This window comes from Citrifermentans bremense R1 (assembly GCF_000426865.1).
Lineage (GTDB): Bacteria > Desulfobacterota > Desulfuromonadia > Geobacterales > Geobacteraceae > Geomonas > Geomonas bremensis.
The window spans coordinates 20022-40602 of sequence record NZ_AUGE01000027.1 but is presented as its reverse complement, the minus strand read 5'-3'; the positions used below and the strand labels follow the sequence as shown (position 1 = coordinate 40602).

At 62.3% G+C, this 20581-nt stretch carries 24 protein-coding genes and 1 riboswitch; of the genes, 14 read left to right on the top strand and 10 right to left on the bottom strand.

Features of this window, described 5'->3' with window-relative positions; genetic code table 11:
- The first annotated feature begins 111 nt into the window (after positions 1 to 111).
- Both K419_RS0115100 and K419_RS0115095 read left to right on the top strand, forming a co-directional pair.
- Positions 112 to 2028, top strand: coding sequence for a GspE/PulE family protein (locus K419_RS0115100; protein WP_026842324.1), 1917 nt, complete (start codon positions 112 to 114; stop codon positions 2026 to 2028).
- Position 2029: 1 nt separating this feature from the next.
- A complete protein-coding gene (locus K419_RS0115095) occupies positions 2030 to 2887 on the top strand; it encodes an HDOD domain-containing protein (protein ID WP_026842323.1) in 858 nt (285 codons plus the stop codon).
- On the opposite strand, the gene K419_RS0115090 is transcribed toward K419_RS0115095, so the two are convergent.
- From K419_RS0115090 to K419_RS23195, 3 genes are all read right to left on the bottom strand, one after another.
- Positions 2871 to 3860, bottom strand: a complete 990-nt coding sequence (locus tag K419_RS0115090) for a PilZ-like domain-containing protein (protein WP_026842322.1) — start codon at positions 3858 to 3860, stop codon at positions 2871 to 2873. The two genes, K419_RS0115095 and K419_RS0115090, sit on opposite strands and share 17 nt — an antisense overlap.
- Before the next feature lie 74 nt (positions 3861 to 3934).
- Positions 3935 to 6613, bottom strand: a complete 2679-nt coding sequence (polA, locus tag K419_RS0115085; protein WP_026842321.1) for a DNA polymerase I — start codon at positions 6611 to 6613, stop codon at positions 3935 to 3937.
- A complete protein-coding gene (locus tag K419_RS23195; RefSeq protein WP_084154250.1) occupies positions 6613 to 6786 on the bottom strand; it encodes a DUF4177 domain-containing protein in 174 nt (57 codons plus the stop codon). Before K419_RS23195 ends, polA begins: the two co-directional genes overlap by 1 nt.
- A 185-nt stretch (positions 6787 to 6971) precedes the next feature.
- Between K419_RS23195 and K419_RS23880 the strand changes: the two genes are divergently transcribed.
- Both K419_RS23880 and K419_RS0115070 read left to right on the top strand, forming a co-directional pair.
- Positions 6972 to 7145, top strand: a complete 174-nt coding sequence (locus K419_RS23880) for a hypothetical protein (RefSeq protein WP_012528801.1) — start codon at positions 6972 to 6974, stop codon at positions 7143 to 7145.
- A gap of 107 nt (positions 7146 to 7252) precedes the next feature.
- The gene (locus tag K419_RS0115070) at positions 7253 to 7687 is read left to right on the top strand and encodes an Hsp20/alpha crystallin family protein (RefSeq protein ID WP_026842320.1); all 435 of its coding nucleotides are present in this window, start codon (positions 7253 to 7255) and stop codon (positions 7685 to 7687) included.
- A gap of 13 nt (positions 7688 to 7700) precedes the next feature.
- On the opposite strand, the gene larE is transcribed toward K419_RS0115070, so the two are convergent.
- The 3 genes from larE to K419_RS0115055 form a co-directional block, all read right to left on the bottom strand.
- Entirely contained in the window at positions 7701 to 8507 is an 807-nt protein-coding gene (larE, locus tag K419_RS0115065) for an ATP-dependent sacrificial sulfur transferase LarE (RefSeq protein ID WP_026842319.1), read from the bottom strand.
- Positions 8508 to 8581: 74 nt separating this feature from the next.
- A complete protein-coding gene (locus K419_RS0115060) occupies positions 8582 to 9040 on the bottom strand; it encodes an RrF2 family transcriptional regulator (RefSeq protein ID WP_026842318.1) in 459 nt (152 codons plus the stop codon).
- A gap of 113 nt (positions 9041 to 9153) precedes the next feature.
- The gene (locus K419_RS0115055; RefSeq protein ID WP_026842317.1) at positions 9154 to 9363 is read right to left on the bottom strand and encodes a hypothetical protein; all 210 of its coding nucleotides are present in this window, start codon (positions 9361 to 9363) and stop codon (positions 9154 to 9156) included.
- Positions 9364 to 9500: 137 nt separating this feature from the next.
- Between K419_RS0115055 and dapF the strand changes: the two genes are divergently transcribed.
- From dapF to dtd, 5 genes are all read left to right on the top strand, one after another.
- On the top strand, positions 9501 to 10337 hold the full coding sequence (gene dapF / locus K419_RS0115050; RefSeq protein ID WP_026842316.1) for a diaminopimelate epimerase: 837 nt from the start codon (positions 9501 to 9503) through the stop codon (positions 10335 to 10337).
- Between the two features lie 99 nt (positions 10338 to 10436).
- Entirely contained in the window at positions 10437 to 10859 is a 423-nt protein-coding gene (locus K419_RS0115045) for an HIT family protein (RefSeq protein WP_026842315.1), read from the top strand.
- A 57-nt stretch (positions 10860 to 10916) separates the two neighbouring features.
- Positions 10917 to 11768, top strand: a complete 852-nt coding sequence (locus tag K419_RS0115040) for a deoxyribonuclease IV (RefSeq protein ID WP_026842314.1) — start codon at positions 10917 to 10919, stop codon at positions 11766 to 11768.
- Between the two features lie 19 nt (positions 11769 to 11787).
- Positions 11788 to 12321, top strand: coding sequence for an O-acetyl-ADP-ribose deacetylase (locus K419_RS0115035; protein ID WP_026842313.1), 534 nt, complete (start codon positions 11788 to 11790; stop codon positions 12319 to 12321).
- Positions 12318 to 12767 carry a D-aminoacyl-tRNA deacylase gene (gene dtd / locus K419_RS0115030; protein WP_026842312.1) on the top strand — a complete coding sequence of 150 codons (450 nt, stop codon included), beginning with the start codon at positions 12318 to 12320 and terminating at the stop codon, positions 12765 to 12767. Before K419_RS0115035 ends, dtd begins: the two co-directional genes overlap by 4 nt.
- On the opposite strand, the gene K419_RS0115025 is transcribed toward dtd, so the two are convergent.
- Positions 12768 to 13139: a pyridoxamine 5'-phosphate oxidase family protein gene (locus tag K419_RS0115025; protein ID WP_026842311.1), complete on the bottom strand. Its 372-nt coding sequence runs from the start codon at positions 13137 to 13139 to the stop codon at positions 12768 to 12770.
- Between the two features lie 95 nt (positions 13140 to 13234).
- Between K419_RS0115025 and K419_RS0115020 the strand changes: the two genes are divergently transcribed.
- The 5 genes from K419_RS0115020 to metX all read left to right on the top strand — a co-directional run bounded on the left by K419_RS0115020 (position 13235) and on the right by metX (position 16954).
- A complete protein-coding gene (locus K419_RS0115020; RefSeq protein ID WP_084154248.1) occupies positions 13235 to 14104 on the top strand; it encodes a TIGR02757 family protein in 870 nt (289 codons plus the stop codon).
- Positions 14101 to 14460, top strand: coding sequence for a hypothetical protein (locus K419_RS0115015; RefSeq protein WP_026842309.1), 360 nt, complete (start codon positions 14101 to 14103; stop codon positions 14458 to 14460). Before K419_RS0115020 ends, K419_RS0115015 begins: the two co-directional genes overlap by 4 nt.
- Positions 14461 to 14543: 83 nt before the next feature.
- Positions 14544 to 15407: an NAD(P)-dependent oxidoreductase gene (locus tag K419_RS0115010; RefSeq protein ID WP_026842308.1), complete on the top strand. Its 864-nt coding sequence runs from the start codon at positions 14544 to 14546 to the stop codon at positions 15405 to 15407.
- Positions 15404 to 15574, top strand: a complete 171-nt coding sequence (locus K419_RS23875; protein WP_198013120.1) for a hypothetical protein — start codon at positions 15404 to 15406, stop codon at positions 15572 to 15574. The genes K419_RS0115010 and K419_RS23875 overlap by 4 nt, the downstream gene beginning before the upstream one ends.
- Positions 15575 to 15648: 74 nt before the next feature.
- Positions 15649 to 15750: riboswitch (SAM riboswitch) on the top strand.
- 100 nt (positions 15751 to 15850) lie between these two features.
- Positions 15851 to 16954: a homoserine O-acetyltransferase MetX gene (gene metX, locus K419_RS0115000; protein WP_026842307.1), complete on the top strand. Its 1104-nt coding sequence runs from the start codon at positions 15851 to 15853 to the stop codon at positions 16952 to 16954.
- Here metX and K419_RS0114995 read toward each other — a convergent pair.
- The 3 genes from K419_RS0114995 to K419_RS0114985 all read right to left on the bottom strand — a co-directional run bounded on the left by K419_RS0114995 (position 16951) and on the right by K419_RS0114985 (position 20334).
- On the bottom strand, positions 16951 to 18180 hold the full coding sequence (locus tag K419_RS0114995) for an acetate kinase (RefSeq protein WP_026842306.1): 1230 nt from the start codon (positions 18178 to 18180) through the stop codon (positions 16951 to 16953). The two genes, metX and K419_RS0114995, sit on opposite strands and share 4 nt — an antisense overlap.
- Positions 18181 to 18297: 117 nt before the next feature.
- Entirely contained in the window at positions 18298 to 19329 is a 1032-nt protein-coding gene (locus tag K419_RS0114990) for an endonuclease/exonuclease/phosphatase family protein (protein ID WP_026842305.1), read from the bottom strand.
- A 72-nt stretch (positions 19330 to 19401) separates the two neighbouring features.
- Positions 19402 to 20334, bottom strand: a complete 933-nt coding sequence (locus K419_RS0114985) for a polysaccharide deacetylase family protein (RefSeq protein WP_026842304.1) — start codon at positions 20332 to 20334, stop codon at positions 19402 to 19404.
- Positions 20335 to 20581: the final 247 nt, after the last annotated feature.

Below are 20581 nucleotides of genomic sequence, written 5' to 3'. Positions count from 1 at the left end.
CCAATCGGCATGGTATACTACCAAGGAATCGGGACCCATGTCAATGAAGAGTGGCTGCGATCGGAACCAATGTAAAGAGAGGGCGATCAGCACGGGCGCAGGAGATGGTGTATGGATAGTCACGGCAACTATAAAAAAGAGGCGGATCGCAAGGAAGGGGTGGATGACTCCGGTCTCGAGATCGCGGCCCTGCTGATGAAGTCGGGTTACCTCGCGGACACCCAGCTCAGTTACGCGCAGCGGGTCAAGGCGAAACTCCTCTCCCCGAGAACCCTGGTCGGGGTGCTGCTGGAGCTCGGCTTCTTCACCCGGGAGCAGCTCAGGGAGACGCTCCGGAGCAACATGGTATCGGTGAAGCTCGGAGCCCTGCTGGTGGAACTCGGCTACCTGAAACCGGGAGAGTTGCAGGCCGCCCTCGGGATACAGCGGGACGGGGAAAACTGCAAGATGCTGGGTGAGATCCTGGTGGAACAGCGCTTTATCGAGGAGTACACCCTGGCGGAGGTGCTCGCCTTCCAGTTGGGGTTTCCCTTCATCGACCTGGACGCCTCCAGCATCGACCGGGCGCTTTTGGGCCGGGTCCCCCAGCACTGGCTTGCGCAGCACAGCTTCGTTCCCGTCAAGGAGGAGGAGGGGAGGGTCCTGGTGGCGATCGCGGACCCCCTGAACCTGGAGGGGAAAAAGACGGCGGAGAAGCTGTTCGGCCAGAACACCACCTCCTTCGCCATCTGCACCATGAAGGCGATCCGCGACGCGCTCAGCCTTTTGAAGCGGGGGATGGTGCAGGGGGACGGCACGGCGACCGACGAGCACACGGTGACCGGCATCGTTAATTCCATCTTCGAGGAGGCCCTGAAGGAGGGGGCGAGCGACATCCATATCGAGCCGATGCGCAGCGCGCTCAGGGTGCGCTTCAGGCGGGACGGGATGCTGGTCCTATACAAGGACTTCGCCAGGGAACTGGCGCTTCCCATCAGCAGCAGGATCAAGGTGATGGCCGAGGCGGACATCGCCGAGAGGAGAAGGCACCAGGACGGCCGGATCTGCTACGAAAGCGCGAAGAGCGGCAACACCCTGGACATGAGGGTCTCCTTCTACATCACCATCCACGGCGAGAAGATCGTGCTCCGCCTTCTAAGCATGAAAGCGGAACTGCTCGATCTCAAGGAGATCGGCATGCCCGGGCGCATGCTGGAGCGCTTCATCGACGACGCGCTGGATACGCCAAGCGGCGTCCTGATCGTCACCGGCCCTACCGGCAGCGGCAAGACCTCCACTCTGTACAGCTGCGTGCACCACCTAAACGACCTCAACACCTCCATCGTCACAGCCGAGGAACCGGTTGAATACGTGATAGAGGGGATCGCCCAGTGCTCCATCAACCAGAAGATCGGGGTGACCTTCGAGGAAACCCTCAGGCACATCGTGCGCCAGGACCCCGACGTGATCGTCCTGGGGGAAATCCGGGACAGCTTCTCCGCCGAAACCGCGATCCAGGCGGCGCTCACCGGGCACAAGGTCCTCACCACCTTTCACACCGAGGACAGCGTCGGGGGGCTTCTGCGCCTGATGAACATGAACATCGAGGCGTTCCTGATCGCCTCCACCGTGGTTTGCGTCCTGGCGCAGCGGCTTTTGCGCCGCATCTGTCCGGAGTGCAGCGAGAGCTACCTTCCCACCCCGACCGAGCTCCGGAGGATAGGCTACAGCAACGCCGACCTGCGGGGGGCCGAGTTCAGGATCGGGCGGGGCTGCGCCAAGTGCAGGTACAGCGGGTACCGCGGCAGGGTCGGCGTATTCGAGATGCTGATACTGAACGAACTGGTGAAGGACGCCATCCTCAGCAAGAAGACCTCCTACGAGATCAGGAAGATCTCCACGGAGAGCACCGGAATGGTTACGCTCCTGGAATCGGGGCTTTGCAAGGCAGCCGCGGGGCTGGTATCGCTGCACGACACGGTGCGGCTCCTCCCCAGGATCGGCAAACCGCGCCCGATTTCGGAGATCAGGCGCCTTTTGGGGGATTGACATGCACAGCAGACCCTTTGTCGAGATAGTAAAGGAACAGCTCGAATCGGAATCGCTCAACCTGCCGGTGTTCCACCCCATCGCCCTCAAGCTGCAGGGGATCCTGGCGGCCACGGACTTCAGCATCGACCAGGTTGTGGCGCTGATCATCAAGGACCAGGCGCTCACCAGCCAGATCCTGAGGCTCGCCAACTCCGCCTTTTTCAGCGGTCTCGCCAAGGTCACCACCATCACCGATGCGGTAATACGGCTGGGGGCGCGGGAGATAGCCAGCGTCGCCATGCTCGCCTCGCAGCAAAGCAGCTACAACAGCTTCACCATCCCCGAGTTGAAGAGCCACTCCCAGCTTTTGTGGAAGCACGCCCTCGGCTGCGCCATCGGGACCAGGTGGCTGTGCGAGAAAAGCGGCTACAAGCAGCTGGCACAAGAGGGGTTCATCGCCGGGCTCCTGCACGACATCGGCTGCCTGTTGATTCTCAGGGTGCTGGAGGGGATCATGCTCGCGGACAGCGGGCAGAAAGGGGTGTCACGGGAGTTGACCAAGGAGATCATGACGGCGATGCACGCCGAAACCGGGTACCAACTGATGCAGAAGTGGAACCTCCCGGAGATTTACTGCACCATCGTCAGGGACCACCACAAGGAGCAAAGTGACACGAGCGACGTGCTCCTCACCCTGGTGCGCCTGGTGGATCACGCCTGCCGCAAACTCGGGCTCGGCTCGCCGCCGGAGCCGAACCTGATGCTCGCCGCGACCTTCGAGGCCCAGGGGATGGGTATCAAGGAGATCATGCTGGCCGAGCTGGAGATCACCATCGAGGACGCCATGGAGATGGTCACCGTCACCTCTGCCGCCTAAGGAATTCCATGAACCCCTCGTCGAAGACCCGCTGCACCTCCCACTTCTCGCCCCGCTGTTTCGCCACCAGGATGGCCCGCGCCTGGCAGCCGAGGAATCCAGCCAGAAGTGCCAGCACGAAGGCCACCTGCAGGCGGCGGCGCCAAACTGAAGGCCCCTCCGGCGGGGGGAGCAGCACCCGCGGTCCATGCTGCGACATCTGGTGCAACTGCTCGGTGGAGATGTAGCCGATCAGCCGGTCCCGATCGGCCTCGTCGATGAAGCGGTACCTGAGCGCCGTGCTGAAACGGACCCGGTCCGGAAGCGCCGTCACCTGGACCACCTCCCCAATCATCTCTATCATTCTGGAGTGCTGCGGCAGGTAGATGCTCAACTCCACCAACTCCCCCTCGGCAAAGCGCTCGGCGATGTTGAGCCTCACCCCCCCGCCGCTTAGGTTGGCGGCCAAAGGGGGCGCCGTCTTGCGCTTTTCCAACCTCGCCCTGATCTCCTCCCTTGCGTCCGCCACTTCCTCGGGCTCGTCCGGATCCGGGTCCTGCGCGGCCAGCTCGATCTCCCGGCGCGAGTGCTCCCAGCGCAGCCGGACCTCCTCGGCAACCTGGCTCAAGGTGCGCCGGTAGATAAGGGGAAGGTAGACGTCCTGACGGAAGTATTCCCTCGGCTCATACGGGACCACGTCCTCCACCAGCCGCAGCACCAGCCGGTGCTCCGCTGCATGGTCGGCGACCAGCACGCCGCGGCAGGCAAGGGGTCCCTGCTTTCCGTCGAGCGCCAGATCCAGGGTCCGCCCCAGCTCCAGGCGCGCCTGCTCGGGAAGCGAGTCCCTGGAGAGGTAGAGCTGCAGGAGGTCGTCGTCCAGCGAGGCCACTATCCCCCATTCAGAGAAGGCACCCCCCCCTTTTAGCGGCACCCCTATCCTGACCCGCCCACCTTCCTGGAAATGCGCTTGGTACTGCTCCAACTGCTCGGTCATGATCGCCTCTCCGGAAACGCCTTAGGTTATCGGGAACCTGCCCAGCCTAATCGCTGGCCACTCCGCTCCCTTATCTAGTGCGCCTCGCTCCAATTAAGCCCGAAATTGAGGTCCACCTTGAGCGGCACCGACAGTGGCAGGGCTCCCTCCATCTCGGTCCGCACCAGCTCCTCCATGAGATCGCGCTCCGCTTCCGGAACCTCGAAGACCAGTTCGTCGTGGACCTGCATGATGAGCCGGCTCGCCACCCGCTCCTGCTGCATGCGGCGGATCACCCTCAGCATGGCTGCCTTGATGATGTCGGCGGCCGATCCCTGGATCGGGTAGTTGACCGCATTTCTCTGGGCGAAGGCGCGCACGTTGCCGTTTTTGCTGGCTATCTCGGGGATGCAGAGCCGTCTCCCCATGATGGTGGTGACGAAGCCGCAGACCTCCGCCTCCCTGATGCAGCTGTCCAGAAAGCTCCGCGCGCCGCTGTGGCGCTCGAAGTAGCTGTCGATGAAAGCCTTTGCCTGCTTAGGGGTCACCCCCAGCTCCTTGGCGAGGCTGAAGGCCCCCTGGCCGTAGATCACGCCGAAGTTGATCACCTTGGCCTGGCGCCTCATCTCGGAGGTCACCAGCTCCGGGAACATGCCGAACACCTCGCTCGCGGTGCGGCGATGGATGTCCTCGCCGGCGGCGAAGGCCTCGCAGAGGACACGGTCGCCGGAGAGGTGCGCCAGCACCCTGAGCTCGATCTGGGAGTAGTCGGCGGAAAGCATGAGGCTCCCCGGCTCCGCGATGAAGGCGCGCCTGATGCCGCGCCCCTCTTCGCCCCGGATCGGTATGTTCTGGAGGTTGGGGTCGCTGGAGGAGAGCCTGCCGGTGCTGGTCACCGCCTGGTTATAGGAGGTGTGCACCCGGCCGGTGGCAGGATCGACCAGTTTGGGGAGCGCGTCGGTGTAGGTCGACTTCAGCTTCGAGATGCTTCGGTACTGCAAAAGGAGCCGCGCCACCTCGTGCTCCTCGGCCAGCCGCTCCAGCTCCTCCACGTTGGTGGACCAGCCGGTCTTCCCCTTGGTTTTCTTCCCGACGGCAAGCCCCATGCGCTCGAAGAGCATCTCCCCCAGCTGTTTCGGGGAGTTGATGTTGAAGGGGCCGCCGCAGTGCTCGTGGATCTGCGCCTCCAGCTCGATCAGCTGCTTGCCGAAGCCGGTGGAAAGCTCCTTCATGAGGTCAACGTCCAGCTTCACCCCGTGGAGCTCCATGTCGGCCAGAATCCGCATCAGCGGCATCTCCAGGTCGAAGAGGAGCTCTTCCATCCCCTGCTCCCGCACCTTGGGGAGCAGGATCTCGTGCAAGAGGTAAGTGGCGTCGGCGTCCTCGCAGGAGTAGGGGCCGGCGCGGTCCAGATCCACCTCGGAAAAGTTCAGCTCGCATTTGCCGCTACCCGCCACCTCCGCGTAGGAGATCATGCGGTGGTCCAGGTACTCCAAGGCCAGGGCATCGAGTCCCTGGCTGTTGCGTGCCGGGTTGACGAGATAGGCGGCCAGCATGGTGTCGCACCAGATCCCCTCAATTTCGCCCCCCGATATCCGGAGCACCTGGTAGTCGTACTTCAGGTTCTGGCCGATCTTGCGGCGCGCCGGGTCCTTCAGAAGCGGTCCGAGCACCTCCAGCACCAGGGCCTCGGGAAGCTGCTCCGGCGCCCCGAGATAGCGGTGCCCGACCGGGATGTACCAGGCCTCGTGCGGACGGCAGCTGACGGCGTATCCCACGACGCGCGCCTCCCTTGGGTTGAGGCTCGTGGTCTCCAGGTCGATGGCGAAGGCGGGGGCCGCTTCCAGTTCGGCTGCCACACGGCGCAGTTCCTCCTCGGTAAGGACCAGCGAGTAACGGTCGCAGGAGAGGGTGGGAGAGCTGGTCAGGTCCTTCAACAGGGTCGCGAAGCCGTACTCCCGGAACAGGGCCGCGAGGCGGCGGTTGTCCGGCGGGGTCACGGCGAAATCGTCGATGCTGTACTCGATGGGGACGTTGCAGTCGATGGTGGCAAGGGTGCGGCAAAGGCGCGCCTGGTCGGCGAACTCCACGAGCCTCTCGCCGTTTTTCCCCTTCACCTCGCCGGCGCGGGCCAGAAGCTCGTCCAGAGAGCCGAATTCCTGCAGGAGCTTCTTGGCCGTCACCTCGCCGATGCCGGGGACGCCGGGGATGTTGTCGGAAGCGTCCCCCCAAAGCGCCAGCACGTCCACCACACGCTCCGGCGCCACCCCGAACTTCTCGTACACGTCCGCGATGCCGAAGCTCTTCTCCTTCATGGTGTCGAGCAGGGTGACCCGGTCGGAGACGATCTGCATCAGGTCCTTGTCGCCGGTCACGACGACGCAGGCCATCCCCTGGGCCTCGCACTTCCTGGCGATGGTCCCGATGATGTCGTCCGCCTCGAACCCCGGCAGCTCCAGCGCCGGAATGTTGAAGGCGCGCACCATCTGCTTGATCGGCTCGATCTGCTGGGCGAGATCCTCCGGCATGGCGCTCCTGGTCGCCTTGTAGGCGGGGAAGAGCTCGTTTCTGAAGGTGATCTTGCCGGCGTCGAAGATGACGGCGACGTGGGCCGGAGCCCGGTCCTTCATCACCTTGAGGAGCATCTGGGTGAAGCCGTAGAGCGCGTTGGTGGGAAAACCGTTGGGGGAGGAGAGGTGCCTGATGGCGAAATAGGCGCGGTATATATAGGAAGAGCCGTCCAGAAGGTACAGCGTCTCTGTTTCAGTCGTCACTAGGGCTCCTCGCGTGTGAATACTACAAAGGCCATGGCGGGGCGGCGGCTTGCGTCGCGCATGGCGAACTGCAGGGCGTCGAATTTCCATCCCTTGTGGGTCCATTCGTTCAACGCTTCTTCGATAGTTTCATCGGAAACGTGATTCAGTTCGACCACCTTGTACTGCAGCATAATCACTCCTCTTTGGGGGCAAATTCCCGCCCATATTATCCGATAACCCCTTGTGGTTCAAGGCGAAATGTTCTATTGCAAAAAAGTGTCAAACTGCTATGATTTGGAAAACTAAAAAGGGGGTGCAGCAGGTTCAAGACATTTGGTAATCGACGCCAACACAACCAGGATCAAGGGGAGCCAGCATGGCACGAAACGAAGAGAGAACCATCGACGAATTGGCACAGGAGATGGAAATCAACCTGGCAGTGGATTACGACAGAAAAGACCTCAAAGCACAACGAGAACTGACAAAGCAACACCTCTATGACGGCTCCAAGAAATTGAAACACACAGTTCCCAAAGGTAAGAGAGTCTGAGAGAGAGCGGAATAGGAACAACGGGGAGGGGGCTTGAGGAGACGGCCCCCTCCTCTTAATTTGATATCTACATTTTGGGGCGCCCAGGCGCCGGACGGAGGAACGCGATGGCGATCGTCAGGTACAACCCGTTGAGCGAGCTTAGAAGCATGCAGGACAAGATGAACCGGCTCTTGGACATGGCGTGGACCAGGGAGGTCGGCGAAGAGATCAGGGAGGGTGTCTGGCATCCCCCGGCCGACGTCTATGAAGACGCCTCGGCGGTCACCATCAAGGTCGAAGTTCCGGACATGGAGCAAAAGGACATCGAGATCAAGGTCGAGGAACAGACCCTCACCGTGAAGGGGGAGCGCAGGCACTCCGAGGAGATCAGGAAGGAGAATTTCCACAGGATCGAGCGCTACTTCGGCCCCTTTCAGAGGAGCTTCGCGCTTCCCGCGGATCTGAACACCGATGCCGTCAGCGCCAGCTGCGACTACGGCGTCCTCACCATAGTCATACCCAAAACCGGCGTCATGCAGGCCACAGTCGAAGTGAAATAGGGCGCCGGGCGCCCTACCCCTCGTTCATGCTCCCGGTACGATACCCCTGCAGGTCCAGCGACACGTAAGTGAATCCGGCGGTGCGGAAAAACTCCAGGGTCCTCCCCCTCAGGGAGGGCTCCAGCATGCGCGGCAGTTCAGCCTCGCTCAATTCGATACGCGCACTCTCCAAGTGAAACCTCACCCGGTACACGGTGAACCCCTCCCCCTTCAAGAACTCCTCGCAGCGCTCCACCTGGTTCAGCCTCTGCTCGGTTATCTCGGTGCCATAGGGGAAACGGCTGGCCAGGCAGGCATAGGCCTGCTTGTCCCAGGTGGGGAGCCCGAGCGCGCGGCTCAACTCGCGGATTTCTCCCTTGGAGAGGCCGGCCTCCAGAAGCGGCGAACTCACCTTCAGTTCACAGGCAGCGGTGCGGCCGGGGCGGTAGTCACCCAGATCGTCGGTGTTGCTCCCGTCGGCGACGAAGGCAAACCCCTTTTCGCGCGCCTTCTCCGTACAGATCCGGAACAACTCGCTTTTGCAGTGGTAGCAGCGGTCCTTGGGGTTGTGGCTGAAGCCGGGGATCTCCAGTTCGTTGGATACTACGAGCTCCTGGCGGGCCCCGATCCGGGTTGCCAGCAGCTTCGCCTCGGCGAGTTCCGATTCGGGATAGGTCGGGGAGGTGGCGGTAACCGCCAGCACCCGTTCGCCACCTAAGGTGTCGAAGGCGGCCTTGAGAAGGAAGGTAGAGTCGACGCCGCCCGAGAAGGCGACCAAGAGCGACCCCATTTCGCGCAAAATTTCCTGCAGCTTCAAGTACTTGTCCTGGGCAGTTTGCATAGTTCTTTGCGGGCAGGGCCGGCGGCGCCGCGGCAGCATCTCTTTTGCCGACAGTTCCCCTTTCCGCCCAGCCCCTAGATGAAGTACATGAAGCGGTGGTCCTGCTCCCGCTTGATGCCGAGCGTCTCGCCGCGGTCGCACAAGGTCTTCAGCGTGACCGACTCGAAGAACTCGTTCAACCTGTTGTTGGACTCTTCCCACACGGTCTGGGTGACGCAGCTGCCGTCGAAGTTGCACTCCCCTTTTTTCCGGCCGGCACAGTCGACGATGAGGGTATCCCCTTCGGTCGCCTCGATGACGGCGCGCACCGTGATTTCCTCAGGGCTCTTGGCGAGGCAGTACCCCCCTTGCGGTCCGCGCTTGCTCTTCAAAATCCCGTGTTTCTTCAGTCCCTGAAAAATTTGCTCCAGGTAGCGCGGCGAGATGTCCTGCCGGCGGGATATATCCTGGATCTGCGCCGGCTGGCTCCCGGCGTTATAGGCGATGTCAAAAAGAGCTCGCAGCCCGTAACGGCTCTTGGTCGATAATCTCATGGTAGTATCTCCCCTGGATTTGTGGATAAGAGAAGATACAATACCACATTTGCCATGTCAACAATTTAAACCGGGACAGACCTGACATTGCCGACCGGCGCAAAGGGGCATAACTACCAGTATCTCTGTGGGGGCTCGACCCTTCCCACGTGGACGATAGCCGAGTCGATGATCTCGAAAACGTCGCCATAGGCGTTAGTCCATTTGTCCCCTTCCTCCATCGGGATGGGGACCTCGCGGCTCCCCAGGAAGACCTCGGCGTCGCCTATGTAGGCGTACCATTCGAGATTGCCGTTCATCCATATCCTGTTTTTCAGCTCCATGAAGCCTCCGAGTTAATTTTTCACCGATCTTACTTAAAAGGTGCCCCAACGGTCAAGCTACTCCGGTTTTTTCTTGTTGGACCCAGCCGATTTTGCTATTAGAGAATGATATTTTTCCGGGCGGGGGGTCTATCCTTATGAAATTCACAAAGATGCAGGGTGCAGGCAACGACTACGTGTATGTCAACTGTTTCGAAGAGGCGGTGCACGACCCTGCCGCGGTGGCGATAAAGGTCTCCAACCGCAACTTCGGCATCGGATCGGACGGGCTGATCCTGATCATGCCGAGCGAGGTGGCCGACGTAAGGATGCGGATGTTCAACTCGGATGGGTCGGAAAGCGAGATGTGCGGCAACGGCATCCGCTGCGTGGCGAAGTATGCCTACGACCACGGCATCATGTCGAAAAAGGAGATAACTGCGGAAACCGGCGCCGGGATCCTGACCCTGCAGCTTTTCACCGGCGCCGGCGGGAAGGTGGAAAAGGTGCGGGTGAACATGGGGCCGCCGAGGCTGACCAGGAAGGAAATCCCCATGCTGGGGGAACCGGAGGAGCGGGTGGTCAACGTGCCGCTCAACGTGCTCCACTCCAGCTTCAACATCACCTGCGCCTCCATGGGGAACCCCCACTGCGTCATCTTCGTGGATGACGTGGACACGTTCCAGGTCGAGAAGTACGGTCCGCTGATCGAGAATCACGAGCTGTTCCCGCGCCGCACCAACGTGGAATTCGTTCAAATCGTCTCCCGCACCGAGGTGCGCCAGCGCACCTGGGAACGCGGCGCCGGCGAAACCCTTGCCTGCGGCACCGGTTCCAGCGCCGTCACCGCCGCCTGCGTCCTGAACGGGCTGACCGAGAAGCGCATCCTGAACCACTTGACCGGCGGCGATCTCGAGATGGAGTGGGGTGAGGACGGCAACATATACATGACCGGCCCGGCGGTTGAAGTGTTCACCGGAGAAATCGACGTGTAAACGTAACCCCAATTGACAATCTTAAACCAATTGACAATTGCCTTCGTCTTTAGTTGTCAATTGTCAATTATCAATTGTCAATTGCTTTTAAGAGGTTTTATGAACTGCCCAATCTGCAGCAAATGGCAGGACGATCCGGACCAGAGGGTGGTCGAACTGAAGCACACCCTGGTCTCCTTGAACCGGGACCAGTTCTTTGCCGGATACTGCTTCGTCTATACCAGGAACCACGTCACCGAATTGTTCCACCTGAGCGAGCAGGTCAGAAACGGGGTGATGGCCGAGGTAACCGCCGTGGCCCAGGCGTTGCACAGCGTCTTCAACCCGGACAAGATCAACTACGAGCTGCTGGGTAACATGGCGCCGCACATGCACTGGCATATCGTGCCGCGCCGCTCCAAGGACCCGCTTTGGCCCCGTCCGCAGTGGAGCGAGCCGCACCAGGAAGTGGTGCTCAAACCCGAGGAGTACCGGGAGCGGGCCGCGCTGATCAAGGCACAGTTGAAGAACATCCTGGGCTAGCGCCCGCAACACGTCTCTCCCCCTTCACCGAAGGGGCCACAAGCCAAAAGGAAAACCATGGACCTGCTGGGCGCACACGTCTCCATCGCCGGAGGCATCCATAACGCCGTGGACCGCGGGGTAAGCTCCGGCTGCGGCGTGATCCAGATCTTCACCCAGAACTCGAACCAGTGGAAGGGAAAGGCGGTCTCCGCAGCCGACGCCCAGCTCTTCCGGGACAAACTGGCCGCCTCCGGGCTCTCTCACGTCGTCAGCCACGACATCTACCTGATCAACCTGGCGGCCGCCCCCGGCGAGGTGAAGGACAAAAGCCTCATCGCCTTCAAGGAGGAGATGCAGCGCTGCGCAGCACTCGGCATCGACAAGATCGTCATGCATCCCGGTTCCCACACAGGCGACGGCGAGGAGACCGGCATCCGGCGCATCTGCGAGGCGTTCGACCAGCTCTTCGCCGAGGTGCCGGAGTTCACCGGGAAGGTGCTGCTGGAAAACACCGCCGGCCAGGGGACGAACCTCGGCTACCGCTTCGATCACCTGAAGTCGATCATGGAGGGTAGTTCCTATCCCACCCGCTTCGGCGTCTGCTTCGACACCTGCCACGCCTTCGCCTCGGGGTACCCGATCGCCGAGCGGGACGGCTATCGCCGGACCTTCGACGAGTTCGACGGCGCCCTGGGAATCGACAAGCTGATGGCCTTCCACCTGAACGACTCCAAGAAGGGGCTCGGCTGCAAGGTAGACCGCCACGAGCACATAGGCGCGGGGGCGCTCGGGCTGGAGCCGTTCCGCTTCATCCTGAACGACCCGCACTTCAAGCTGGTGCCGAAGTTCATCGAGACGCCCAAGGGGGATGCCGACGAGATGGACGCGGTGAACCTGAAACTCTTGAGGAGCCTGGTCGAAGGGTGACCGGGCCGGGGGTGCCTTCATGAGCGCTGTGAAGCTAAGTGAAAGGGTCGAGATTGTCCGCGGGGACATAACGAAGCTCGCTGTCGACGCCATCGTCAACGCCGCCAACGGCACACTTCTGGGGGGAGGAGGCGTGGACGGCGCCATCCACCGCGCCGCAGGCCCCGAGCTTCTGGCCGAGTGCAGAACATTGTCGGGGTGCGCCACCGGCGAGGCCAAGATCACCGCCGGCTACAGGCTCCCCGCGCGCCAGGTGATACACACGGTGGGCCCGGTCTGGCACGGCGGGAGCCGCGGCGAGCCTGAACTCCTTCGCTCCTGCTACCGCAACGCCTGCCGCCTGGCCCACGAAAATGGGCTCTCCAGCATCGCCTTCCCGGCCATAAGCACCGGGGTCTACGGCTACCCGATGCGCCCCGCCTGCAGGATCGCGCTGGAAGAGGCAAAGGCCGCGCTGGAGCGCTATCCGGACCTGAAAAAGGTGGTCGTCGTCCCCTTTTCGCCCGAGGCGGAACAGATTTATCGAGAGCTTTTGCAGGAGGTTTTTTCGTGAAGGCAGTAATCCAGCGGGTGAAAGAGGCGAAGGTCTCGGTTGAGGGGAGGGTGGTCGGCGAGATCGGACAAGGCGTCCTGGTGCTCTTGGGGGTCGAGATCGGCGACGGCTGCGCCCAGGCGGACTGGATGGCGGAAAAGATCGTCAATCTGAGGATTTTCGCGGACAACGAAGGGAAGATGAACCTGGCGCTGCCCGAGGTGAAGGGGGAGATGCTCGCCGTTTCCCAGTTCACCCTGGCCGGCAACTGCTCCAAGGGGCGCCGCCCTTCCTTCGACACCGCCGCAGCCCCCGAGGAGGCGAATCGCCTTTACAGCTACTTCATGGGACAGGTATGGGAGCGGGGGGTGCCGGTGCAAAGCGGGATCTTCCAGGCCGATATGGAGGTTTCCCTGGTGAACGACGGCCCGGTGACCTTCATCCTGGAGACCCCGCCCAAGCGTTAGTCACATCAGGGGGCGCACCTCTTCCACCTTGAAGTAGGCCACCCGGGTCACTGCCGCGCTCGCCTGAGGGCTCGCCACCTGCGCCGTCTTCTCCTTGATGCTCTCCAGCATCTCCCCCTCGCCGGCTTCCTCCTTCATGGTCAAGGTCAGCCTCCAGCCGTTGTATCCCCTGGAGGGTGCGAGGTAAAGGTAGCTTGCGTGCGGGTTCTCCCTCAAGTTGGCGATCGTGCGCCCCTCGCTGAAGCCCCAGGCCAGCGTCTGCTCGTCCACTACATGAGGTATGGCGAAGACCGCCTGGTTGACCACGCCTGCCGCGTCGGCGGTGGCGATGATGCCTCGTCCCCCCTCCGGAAAGAGTTCTGCAAGTCTCATGTGTTGCGCCCCCTTTTTCCTTTAAGCTGATTTAGCACTATGATAACTTAGCAGGTTCAAAAGGATTGTCCATAACAGGTGGGAGCGCTGTGCCAATGAGAAGCTCGCTGGATCTTAAAACCGTACTCGATTCACTTTACGCCGCGCGTTCGCAGGAGCACCTCGCCAACGACCCCCTCTCGTTCTGCCACCGCTACACAGACCCGCGGGACCAGGAGATAGCCGGCCTCATCGCCTCCTCGTTCGCCTACGGCAACGTGAAGATCATCAAGAAGAACCTCGCCTGGATCTTCGACCGGATGGGGGATTCCCCGCGCCGCTTCGTCGAGGGGTTCGAGCCGGAGCAAGGCTTTCGCCTCTTCGCCGGTTTCAAGCACCGCTTCAACGACGCCCGTGACCTCTGCGCGCTCCTTTTCGCCTGCCGCACCATGCTGGAGCAGGCGGGGTCCGTGGAGGGGTGGCTGCTCCAGTTCCACGGCCAGGGGGAGGAGGACCTGACCGGAACCCTCTCCGGGTTCAGCGAGGCGGTGAAGTCCCTCGATTTCGCCCCCGTCTTCGGCGCCGCCTCCCCCCCGGACGACTCCTACTTCCCCTTCTTCTTCCCCTCCCCCGCCTCGGGGAGCGCCTGCAAGAGGCTCTGCATGTATCTCAGGTGGATGGTGCGCCCAGCCGACGGCATCGACCTCGGGATCTGGAAGGGGATCAGGCCGGACCAGTTGGTCATCCCCGTGGACGCGCACATCCAGCGCATCTGCAGGCTTCTGGGGTTCACCGCCCGCAAGCAGGCGGACTGGCGCATGGCGCGCGAGATCACCGCGGCGCTGCGCGAGCTCGACCCGGCTGACCCGGTGAAATACGACTTCTCCATCTGCCACCTGGGGATCTCCGAGGGTTGCGACGGCAAGGACCACTTGAAGTGCGTCGCCTGCCCCATCGCCGGGCTCTGCCCGGTTGGATCGCCTTGACCGCCGTTTCCCCCGCATACCTGCATGGCTACAGCTTCTGCGCGCCGGCGGGCGAGATCTGCGCCGTCACGCTCGAGCAGGTCGTCCCCGCGCTTAAGTCCCTGGAACGCCAGGTGGCCTCGGGGCTGCACGCGGCAGGGTTTGTGAGTTACGAGGCAGCCGGCGCCTTTAACGGCGACCTCACCACCTGTGCGCCGGGAAAGCTGCCGCTACTTTGGTTCGGCCTCTACCAAAACCGCTCCCAGGCCCCCTTCCCGCCCCATGAAAGCCCTTTCTACTGCGGCGACTGGCGCCCATCGCTGGACGCGGCGGCGTTCGACCGGGGGGGTGCGGCCATGCCGAGGCGCTCTTTCTGATAAACTCGGTGCGCAAGTGGCGCCCGGCGGCGCTGATTTCGAAGAGATAGCAGTCGATAAATCTATTTCCCAAGGAGAAGAAGATGGAACAATACGGATTTTTAGGATTGGGGATCATGGGAAGCGCGATGGCCAAAAACCTGCTCAAGGCGGGTTTCAAGGTGACGGTCTGGAACCGTTCGCAGGAAAAGTGCGCCGAGTTCGCGGCGCTAGGCGCCTCGGTCGCCGCCACCCCCGCCGAGGTCACCGCCTCCTGCAGCGTCACCATCGCCATGCTGGCCGACCCGGCGGCGGCACATGCGGTCTGCTTCGGCCCTAAAGGCGCCCTGGAAGGGATCGGCGCCGGGAGGGGGTACGTCGACATGTCCACGGTCGATGCCGCGACGGCACAGGAGATCGGCGCGGCCGTCACCGGCAAGGGGGGGAGGTTCCTGGAAGCTCCTGTTTCCGGCAGCAAGAAGCCGGCCGAGGACGGCACCCTCATCATCCTCGCCGCAGGCGACCGGGGGCTCTTCGACCAGGCGCTCCCGCTCTTCGAGAAGATGGGGAAGAAAAGCCTTTACCTGGGCGAGGTGGGGCGCGGCGCGCAGATGAAGCTCATCGTCAACATGGTCATGGGAGGGATGATGACCATCTTCTGCGAGGGGCTCGCGCTCGCTGACAAGGCGGGGCTCGAAGGCCCCGACCTGTTGGAGGTCATCGACGCCGGCGCCATGGCGAACCCGATGTTCAAGCTGAAGGGGGCGCAGATCTGCCAGGAAAACTTCGCCGCCGCCTTTCCCCTCAAGCACATGCAAAAGGACATGCGCCTCGCCGTGGCGCTCGGGGATCAGCTGGGGCAGCCGCTTTTTTCCGCCTCCGCCGCCAATGAAAGCTTCAAGAGGGCGAGGTCGCAAGGGTTCTCGGAAGAGGACTTCAGCGCCGTCTTCAAGGCGATCGCCTCGTGAAAAAGCTCCTCTCCCTGGCCGCCGTAACGCTCCTCACCAGCGCGTTCCTCGATCCCCTGATCTACTCCGGGCTGGACAAGCCCATACCGTGGGGGCGCGACGCGCTGATGCTTGTGGCGGGGGTGGTCTGCCTTTACCTGCTGGTGAAATACCGCCACGACTTGTAAACCGCCGGAGAAGTTTGCCGTTGACAAATATAAACGGCTCCCTTATCCTGCAGCGACAATTGAATAAAAAGACCTGCTTATCTAGAGTGGTGGAGGGAAAGGCCCTGCGAAGCCACAGCAACCGGCCCGGAAACGGGCGACAGGTGCTAAATCCTGCCGAAAGGCGAAGATGAGAAAGGCGCTTTAGCTCCATCACCACAAAAGCCCCTTCTCTCATACCGAGACGGGGCTTTTTTTAATGCCTGCTGCATGCGGCGCATCATTTAAGAGAGAAACATGTCCTACGGCATAGTGACAGAACAGATCGCCCCCTTCGATACGGAACTGCGGCTGGAAAGCGGGCGTATCCTGGGGCCGATCGACATAGCCTACGAGACCTACGGCACCCTCAACGAGTCGCGCTCGAACGCCATCCTGGTGACCCATGCCTGGACCGGCAGCGCGCACCTGGCCGGGCGCTACAGCGAAGACGAGAAGCGCGCGGGCTGGTGGGACGAAATCGTCGGCCCCGGCGCCCTTTTGGACACCGACCGCTACTTCGTGATCTGCTCCAACGTGATCGGCTCCTGCTTCGGCTCCACCGGCCCCACCTCCGTCAACCCGAAGACCGGCAAGCGCTACAACCTGGCCTTCCCGGTGATCACGGTGCGCGACATGGTGAAGGCCCAGGCCCTGCTCATGGACCGGCTGGGGATCGAGAAGCTTTTCTGCGTGCTGGGGGGGAGCATGGGGGGAATGCAGGCCCTGGAGTGGGCGACCCAGTTCCCGGATCGGGTCGGCTCGGCCGTGGTGCTCGCCACGACGCCGCGCCCTTCGGCGCAGGCCATCTCGCTGAACGCGGTGGCGCGCTGGGCCATCTTCAACGACCCTAACTGGAAAAAAGGGGAATACCGGAAGAACCCCAAGGACGGCCTGGCTTTAGCCCGCGGCATCGGGCACATCACCTTCCTCTCGGACGAATCGATGACGGCCAAGTTCGACCGCCGCTTCTCCGCCCGCGACGGGCAGTTCGACTTCTTCGGGCAGTTCGAGGTGGAACGCTACTTGACCTACAACGGCTACAACTTCGTGGACCGCTTCGACGCCAACTCCTTCCTCTACCTCGCCAAGGCGCTCGACCTCTACGATGTCGCCTCGGGGTGCGAATCGCTGGAGGAAGCCTTCGCGCCGGTTACCGCCCCGATCCAGTTCTTCGCCTTCACCTCCGACTGGCTCTACCCGCCGGCCCAGACCGAGGAGATGGTCACGTCGCTCAAGACGCTGGGGAAACAGGTCGAGTACCACCTGATCACTTCGGCCTACGGCCACGACGCCTTCCTTTTGGAGCACCAGACCTTCACCCCGCTGGTCGAGTCGTTCCTGGACCGGGTCAAGGTCTAGGCGGCACCCGCCTCGCGCACCGGCCACCCCATGATGGCGGCCACGTCTTCGTTGAGCATCATCTCCTCGCCGCTGGGGAGGGCGAACACCTTGACCTTGGAGCTGTCGGCGCTGATCAGCATCTCCCGCTCGCCCCGCAGGGCCTCCTCGTCCCGCTTCAGGTCCACCTCGATGCCGAAATGCTCCATTCCCTTTAGCGCCATACCCCGGACCGGCCAGTCCTCCCACCCTTCTCCGTAGGTGAATACGATGGCGTCGGGCTTGCCGATCACGGCGATGTAGGCCCCTATGTACTTGCGCAGGCGGTAGGACTCCATGTCGAGAGCCAGCTGGCAGCGGGGGTCTCCCACCACCGCCTCGTCCACCACCGTCCTGCGGCTCACCCGGCGCCCCACGATCCCCGCGAGCCCGCTCTTCTGGTTCAGGAAAAGATCCATCTCCGCCGCCGAAATGCCCGCCTCGTTGATCATGAACGGGACGATCCCCGCGTCTATGTCGCCGCAGCGGGTCCCCATCATCACCCCTTCGAGCGGGGTGAGCCCCATGCTGGTATCCACCGAGACCCCGTTTTTCAGCGCGCAGAGCGACACGCCGTTGCCGGTGTGCACCGTCACCAGGTTGCAGCGCTCCAGGGGAACGCCGGCGAGCGCCGCCCCCCTCCTGGCGGCATGGAGGTGGGACTGCCCGTGGAAGCCGTAGCGCCTGATGCCGTGCTGCTTGTACCAGTCGTAGGGAAGGGGGTAGATGTAGGCTTTTTCCGGCATGGTCTGGTGGAAGGCGGTGTCGAAGATGGCGACCTGCGGCACGCTGGGCAAGAGCTCCTGCGCCGCCCGGATGCCCGCCAAATTCGGGGTGTTATGCAGCGGGGCGAGGTTTGCGGTCTCCTTGATGGCCGCGACGACGTCGTCATCGATCAGCACCGACCTGGTGAACCTCTCTCCCCCATGCACCACGCGGTGCCCGATGGCGCGGATGCTTGCTACATCAGGGAGCACCCCGTCCTTCGCGTCGGTCAGCGTGTCCAACACGAATTGCAGCGCCTGGGTGTGATCGGCGCAATCGGCGTCGACCTGTCTGGGCTCCTTGCCGGGGACCTTGTGGATGAGGAAGGTATCCCCGATGACGATCCGCTCGACGTTCCCGCTGGCCAGGGTGCGGTTTTGCCCCCAGTCGAAAAGTTGATACTGCAGGGAAAAGGTCCGGCAGTTGAGGGTGAGGATGAGCATGCTGAAAGACTCCAGTCCGGGCGCTCGTGCTTGGCCCGATCGCTTGTTCGTTAGACCGACCATAACTAGCATGCTCGGTTGAAAAGTGCAATTACAAGTGGGGGAACTCCACGGCAACTACGGGGAATTCTTTAGTAAAAAATCGGCTATCACGGGCCGGTGGTCCGACGCCCTGCCGGTCCCGACCCGGCAGCGGGAAGCGGTGAGCCAGGAGTTGGTCATGACGTGGTCGATGCGCATCCAGGAAACACGCAGCCACGGGATCCTGTTTTTCAAAAGGAAATGCCCGTAGGTGTAGCCGTACCCCTTTCCGGCCGCGGCGAAGGCGTCCGCGAGCCCCGCTTCCCTGAGCGTGCGGCAGACAAGGGAAGGGTCGGGTGAATTCAGGTCCCCCGCCACCAGCACCGGCCCCGTCTCGCGAGAGAGGTATCCGGCGACCGTCCTGGCCTGGATGAGCCGCAGCGTCACGTTGTCCTCGAACCTTTCCACCGCCCCCGGTATATACCAGGGACCGTGCTTCGCTTTCCTGAAAGCGTTCAGGCTTCGGCGCGGGGTCTTGAAGTGGACGTCGTAGAGGGATATCTCCGAGGAACCGACCCGCATTTTGCAGCGCAGGAAGTACTCCTTCCTCCGCCCCGAATAGGGGAGCTCGAAAACCTCGGCCGCCGAGAGTGGATACCTGCTGGCAATCAGGTACTGCCCCTGGCTGAGCAGGTGCCAGTCCCTGAAGTACCACGCCAATGGACCAGCCCCGGCGCGCACCGCGTCCTGGAAAAGGACGACGTCCGGGCGGCTGCGCTCCAGTTCCTCCACCAGCGGCATGAGGTCATGCTTTCCGTACTTGATGTTCCAGGTCATCACCCTGAGCGGGGTCCCCGACACGTCCCCCTTCTCCCGGTTCAGGGGCCAGTTGTACCCCATCGCCGGGCCGATGACCCACAAAAGCGCACAAAGGGGGAGCCAAACCCAGGGACGTTCCGCTTTCCAGGTAACCGGCAGCAGGATGATGCCGGGCAGAGCCCACATAACCTGAGGGAGGTAGAGGTTCAAGGCGCCGGGCCAGAAGCGGTCGGCGCCTATCCGGTGGGAAAGGGCGATGGCTGCGATGACAGCCGCGTAGAGGAGGTTCAACCACAAAACGGGCCTCATGCGCCACCTCCGGGGACCGGGTCAGGTCCGCCCCTGTCGCCCACAGGCGCTGGCGCAAAAGGGGCGCCCACGTTACCGGAAGGCGACACGTTCGGTCCAGAATGAGGCGATTTCATGAGGGAGGAGATGACAGTACTCACCTTGGTACTCGCTCCTTATGTGCTCCAAAAGCTCCCGGTAGAGTTCGCAGCGATACTCGTCGAACTGCCGGCTGCCGCCGAAGCTCATGTAATCGGGGTGAGTGATCAAGAGGGCCATGCCGCCGTGCTCCGCGATCCAGCGCAGCTTCTCTTTCCAGATCCCGATCCCCTTTTCCCTGAACAGGATGAACATGGTGAAGTCCTGCGGCAGGGTATAGGGGAGCACGACGTATTCCCGCCCCGGGACCGCGGTCTGGTGCACCGGGAAGATGGTCCTCAGGCCGTCGGACTGCGGCTCGAACGGATCCGTGTCGAAGGCGGACGCCTCGTAGCTGATGTCCAGCTGGTGCAGCCATTCGAAGTTATGGTAGACACAGGGCGAGCGGAAGCCGACTGCGCCCCACTCCTTCAGGTACCCGTTGATCAGCGCCGCCTGCCGGGCGAAGGTGTCCGACGACTCGTACAGCTTTCTGTTGTGCTCCAGGCCGTGCACCCCCACCTCGAACCCCTGCTCCACCAGCTTCCTGCGCAGCTCCGGAGGGAGCACGTAATCGTGGGCCACGAAGTTGAACGAGGAGCGAAATCCCATCTCCTTTTCCAGTTCCATCAGCTCCTCGCAGCGCTTGAGGCCTCGCGCTGTATCGACGTCGTGGGTGAGGACCACGGAGAAGCGGTTCCCATTGGGCCAGCCCGGAAAGCCCGCGGGTTTGCCGCCTGCACTGGGATCGATGGGCCAGGTGGAGCGGTGCAGCGTCCTTTTGCGCCTTGCCACCACGCCGCGCAGGAGAATCTGCAGCCTGCGTGACATCAGAGGCTTCACCCAGTAGTACGCGCGTGCCAGCATCTCTTCCGTGATCAGCTTCATGCGGCTCTCCTTTTACCTCTCTCACACTCTCCCATTAGAAAGAGGAGTCGCCCGAGCCGGCCCCGAAGCCCGCCAGCCAAGGCCGCAGGGTTGACGGAACCGCTCCTTAACAGCGCTCGCCAAGTCATTAATTAGCAAACACAAAGACAAAATATAGCCAAACAAAATGACAACGCAAGCCGCATCAGAAAAGGGGACAGGCTACTTTATTTTTTGAAAAAGTAGCCTGTCCCCTTTTTAGAGACAG

Coding starts and splice junctions, on each gene's coding strand:
- K419_RS0115100 (WP_026842324.1), top strand. CDS start 112: ATGGATAGTCACGGCAACTATAAAAAAGAGGCGGATCGCAAGGAAGGG.
- K419_RS0115095 (WP_026842323.1), top strand. CDS start 2,030: ATGCACAGCAGACCCTTTGTCGAGATAGTAAAGGAACAGCTCGAATCG.
- K419_RS0115090 (WP_026842322.1), bottom strand. CDS start 3,860: ATGACCGAGCAGTTGGAGCAGTACCAAGCGCATTTCCAGGAAGGTGGG.
- K419_RS23195 (WP_084154250.1), bottom strand. CDS start 6,786: ATGCTGCAGTACAAGGTGGTCGAACTGAATCACGTTTCCGATGAAACT.
- K419_RS23880 (WP_012528801.1), top strand. CDS start 6,972: ATGGCACGAAACGAAGAGAGAACCATCGACGAATTGGCACAGGAGATG.
- K419_RS0115070 (WP_026842320.1), top strand. CDS start 7,253: ATGGCGATCGTCAGGTACAACCCGTTGAGCGAGCTTAGAAGCATGCAG.
- larE (WP_026842319.1), bottom strand. CDS start 8,507: ATGCAAACTGCCCAGGACAAGTACTTGAAGCTGCAGGAAATTTTGCGC.
- K419_RS0115060 (WP_026842318.1), bottom strand. CDS start 9,040: ATGAGATTATCGACCAAGAGCCGTTACGGGCTGCGAGCTCTTTTTGAC.
- K419_RS0115055 (WP_026842317.1), bottom strand. CDS start 9,363: ATGGAGCTGAAAAACAGGATATGGATGAACGGCAATCTCGAATGGTAC.
- dapF (WP_026842316.1), top strand. CDS start 9,501: ATGAAATTCACAAAGATGCAGGGTGCAGGCAACGACTACGTGTATGTC.
- K419_RS0115045 (WP_026842315.1), top strand. CDS start 10,437: ATGAACTGCCCAATCTGCAGCAAATGGCAGGACGATCCGGACCAGAGG.
- K419_RS0115040 (WP_026842314.1), top strand. CDS start 10,917: ATGGACCTGCTGGGCGCACACGTCTCCATCGCCGGAGGCATCCATAAC.
- K419_RS0115035 (WP_026842313.1), top strand. CDS start 11,788: ATGAGCGCTGTGAAGCTAAGTGAAAGGGTCGAGATTGTCCGCGGGGAC.
- K419_RS0115025 (WP_026842311.1), bottom strand. CDS start 13,139: ATGAGACTTGCAGAACTCTTTCCGGAGGGGGGACGAGGCATCATCGCC.
- K419_RS0115020 (WP_084154248.1), top strand. CDS start 13,235: ATGAGAAGCTCGCTGGATCTTAAAACCGTACTCGATTCACTTTACGCC.
- K419_RS0115010 (WP_026842308.1), top strand. CDS start 14,544: ATGGAACAATACGGATTTTTAGGATTGGGGATCATGGGAAGCGCGATG.
- metX (WP_026842307.1), top strand. CDS start 15,851: ATGTCCTACGGCATAGTGACAGAACAGATCGCCCCCTTCGATACGGAA.
- K419_RS0114995 (WP_026842306.1), bottom strand. CDS start 18,180: ATGCTCATCCTCACCCTCAACTGCCGGACCTTTTCCCTGCAGTATCAA.
- K419_RS0114990 (WP_026842305.1), bottom strand. CDS start 19,329: ATGAGGCCCGTTTTGTGGTTGAACCTCCTCTACGCGGCTGTCATCGCA.
- K419_RS0114985 (WP_026842304.1), bottom strand. CDS start 20,334: ATGAAGCTGATCACGGAAGAGATGCTGGCACGCGCGTACTACTGGGTG.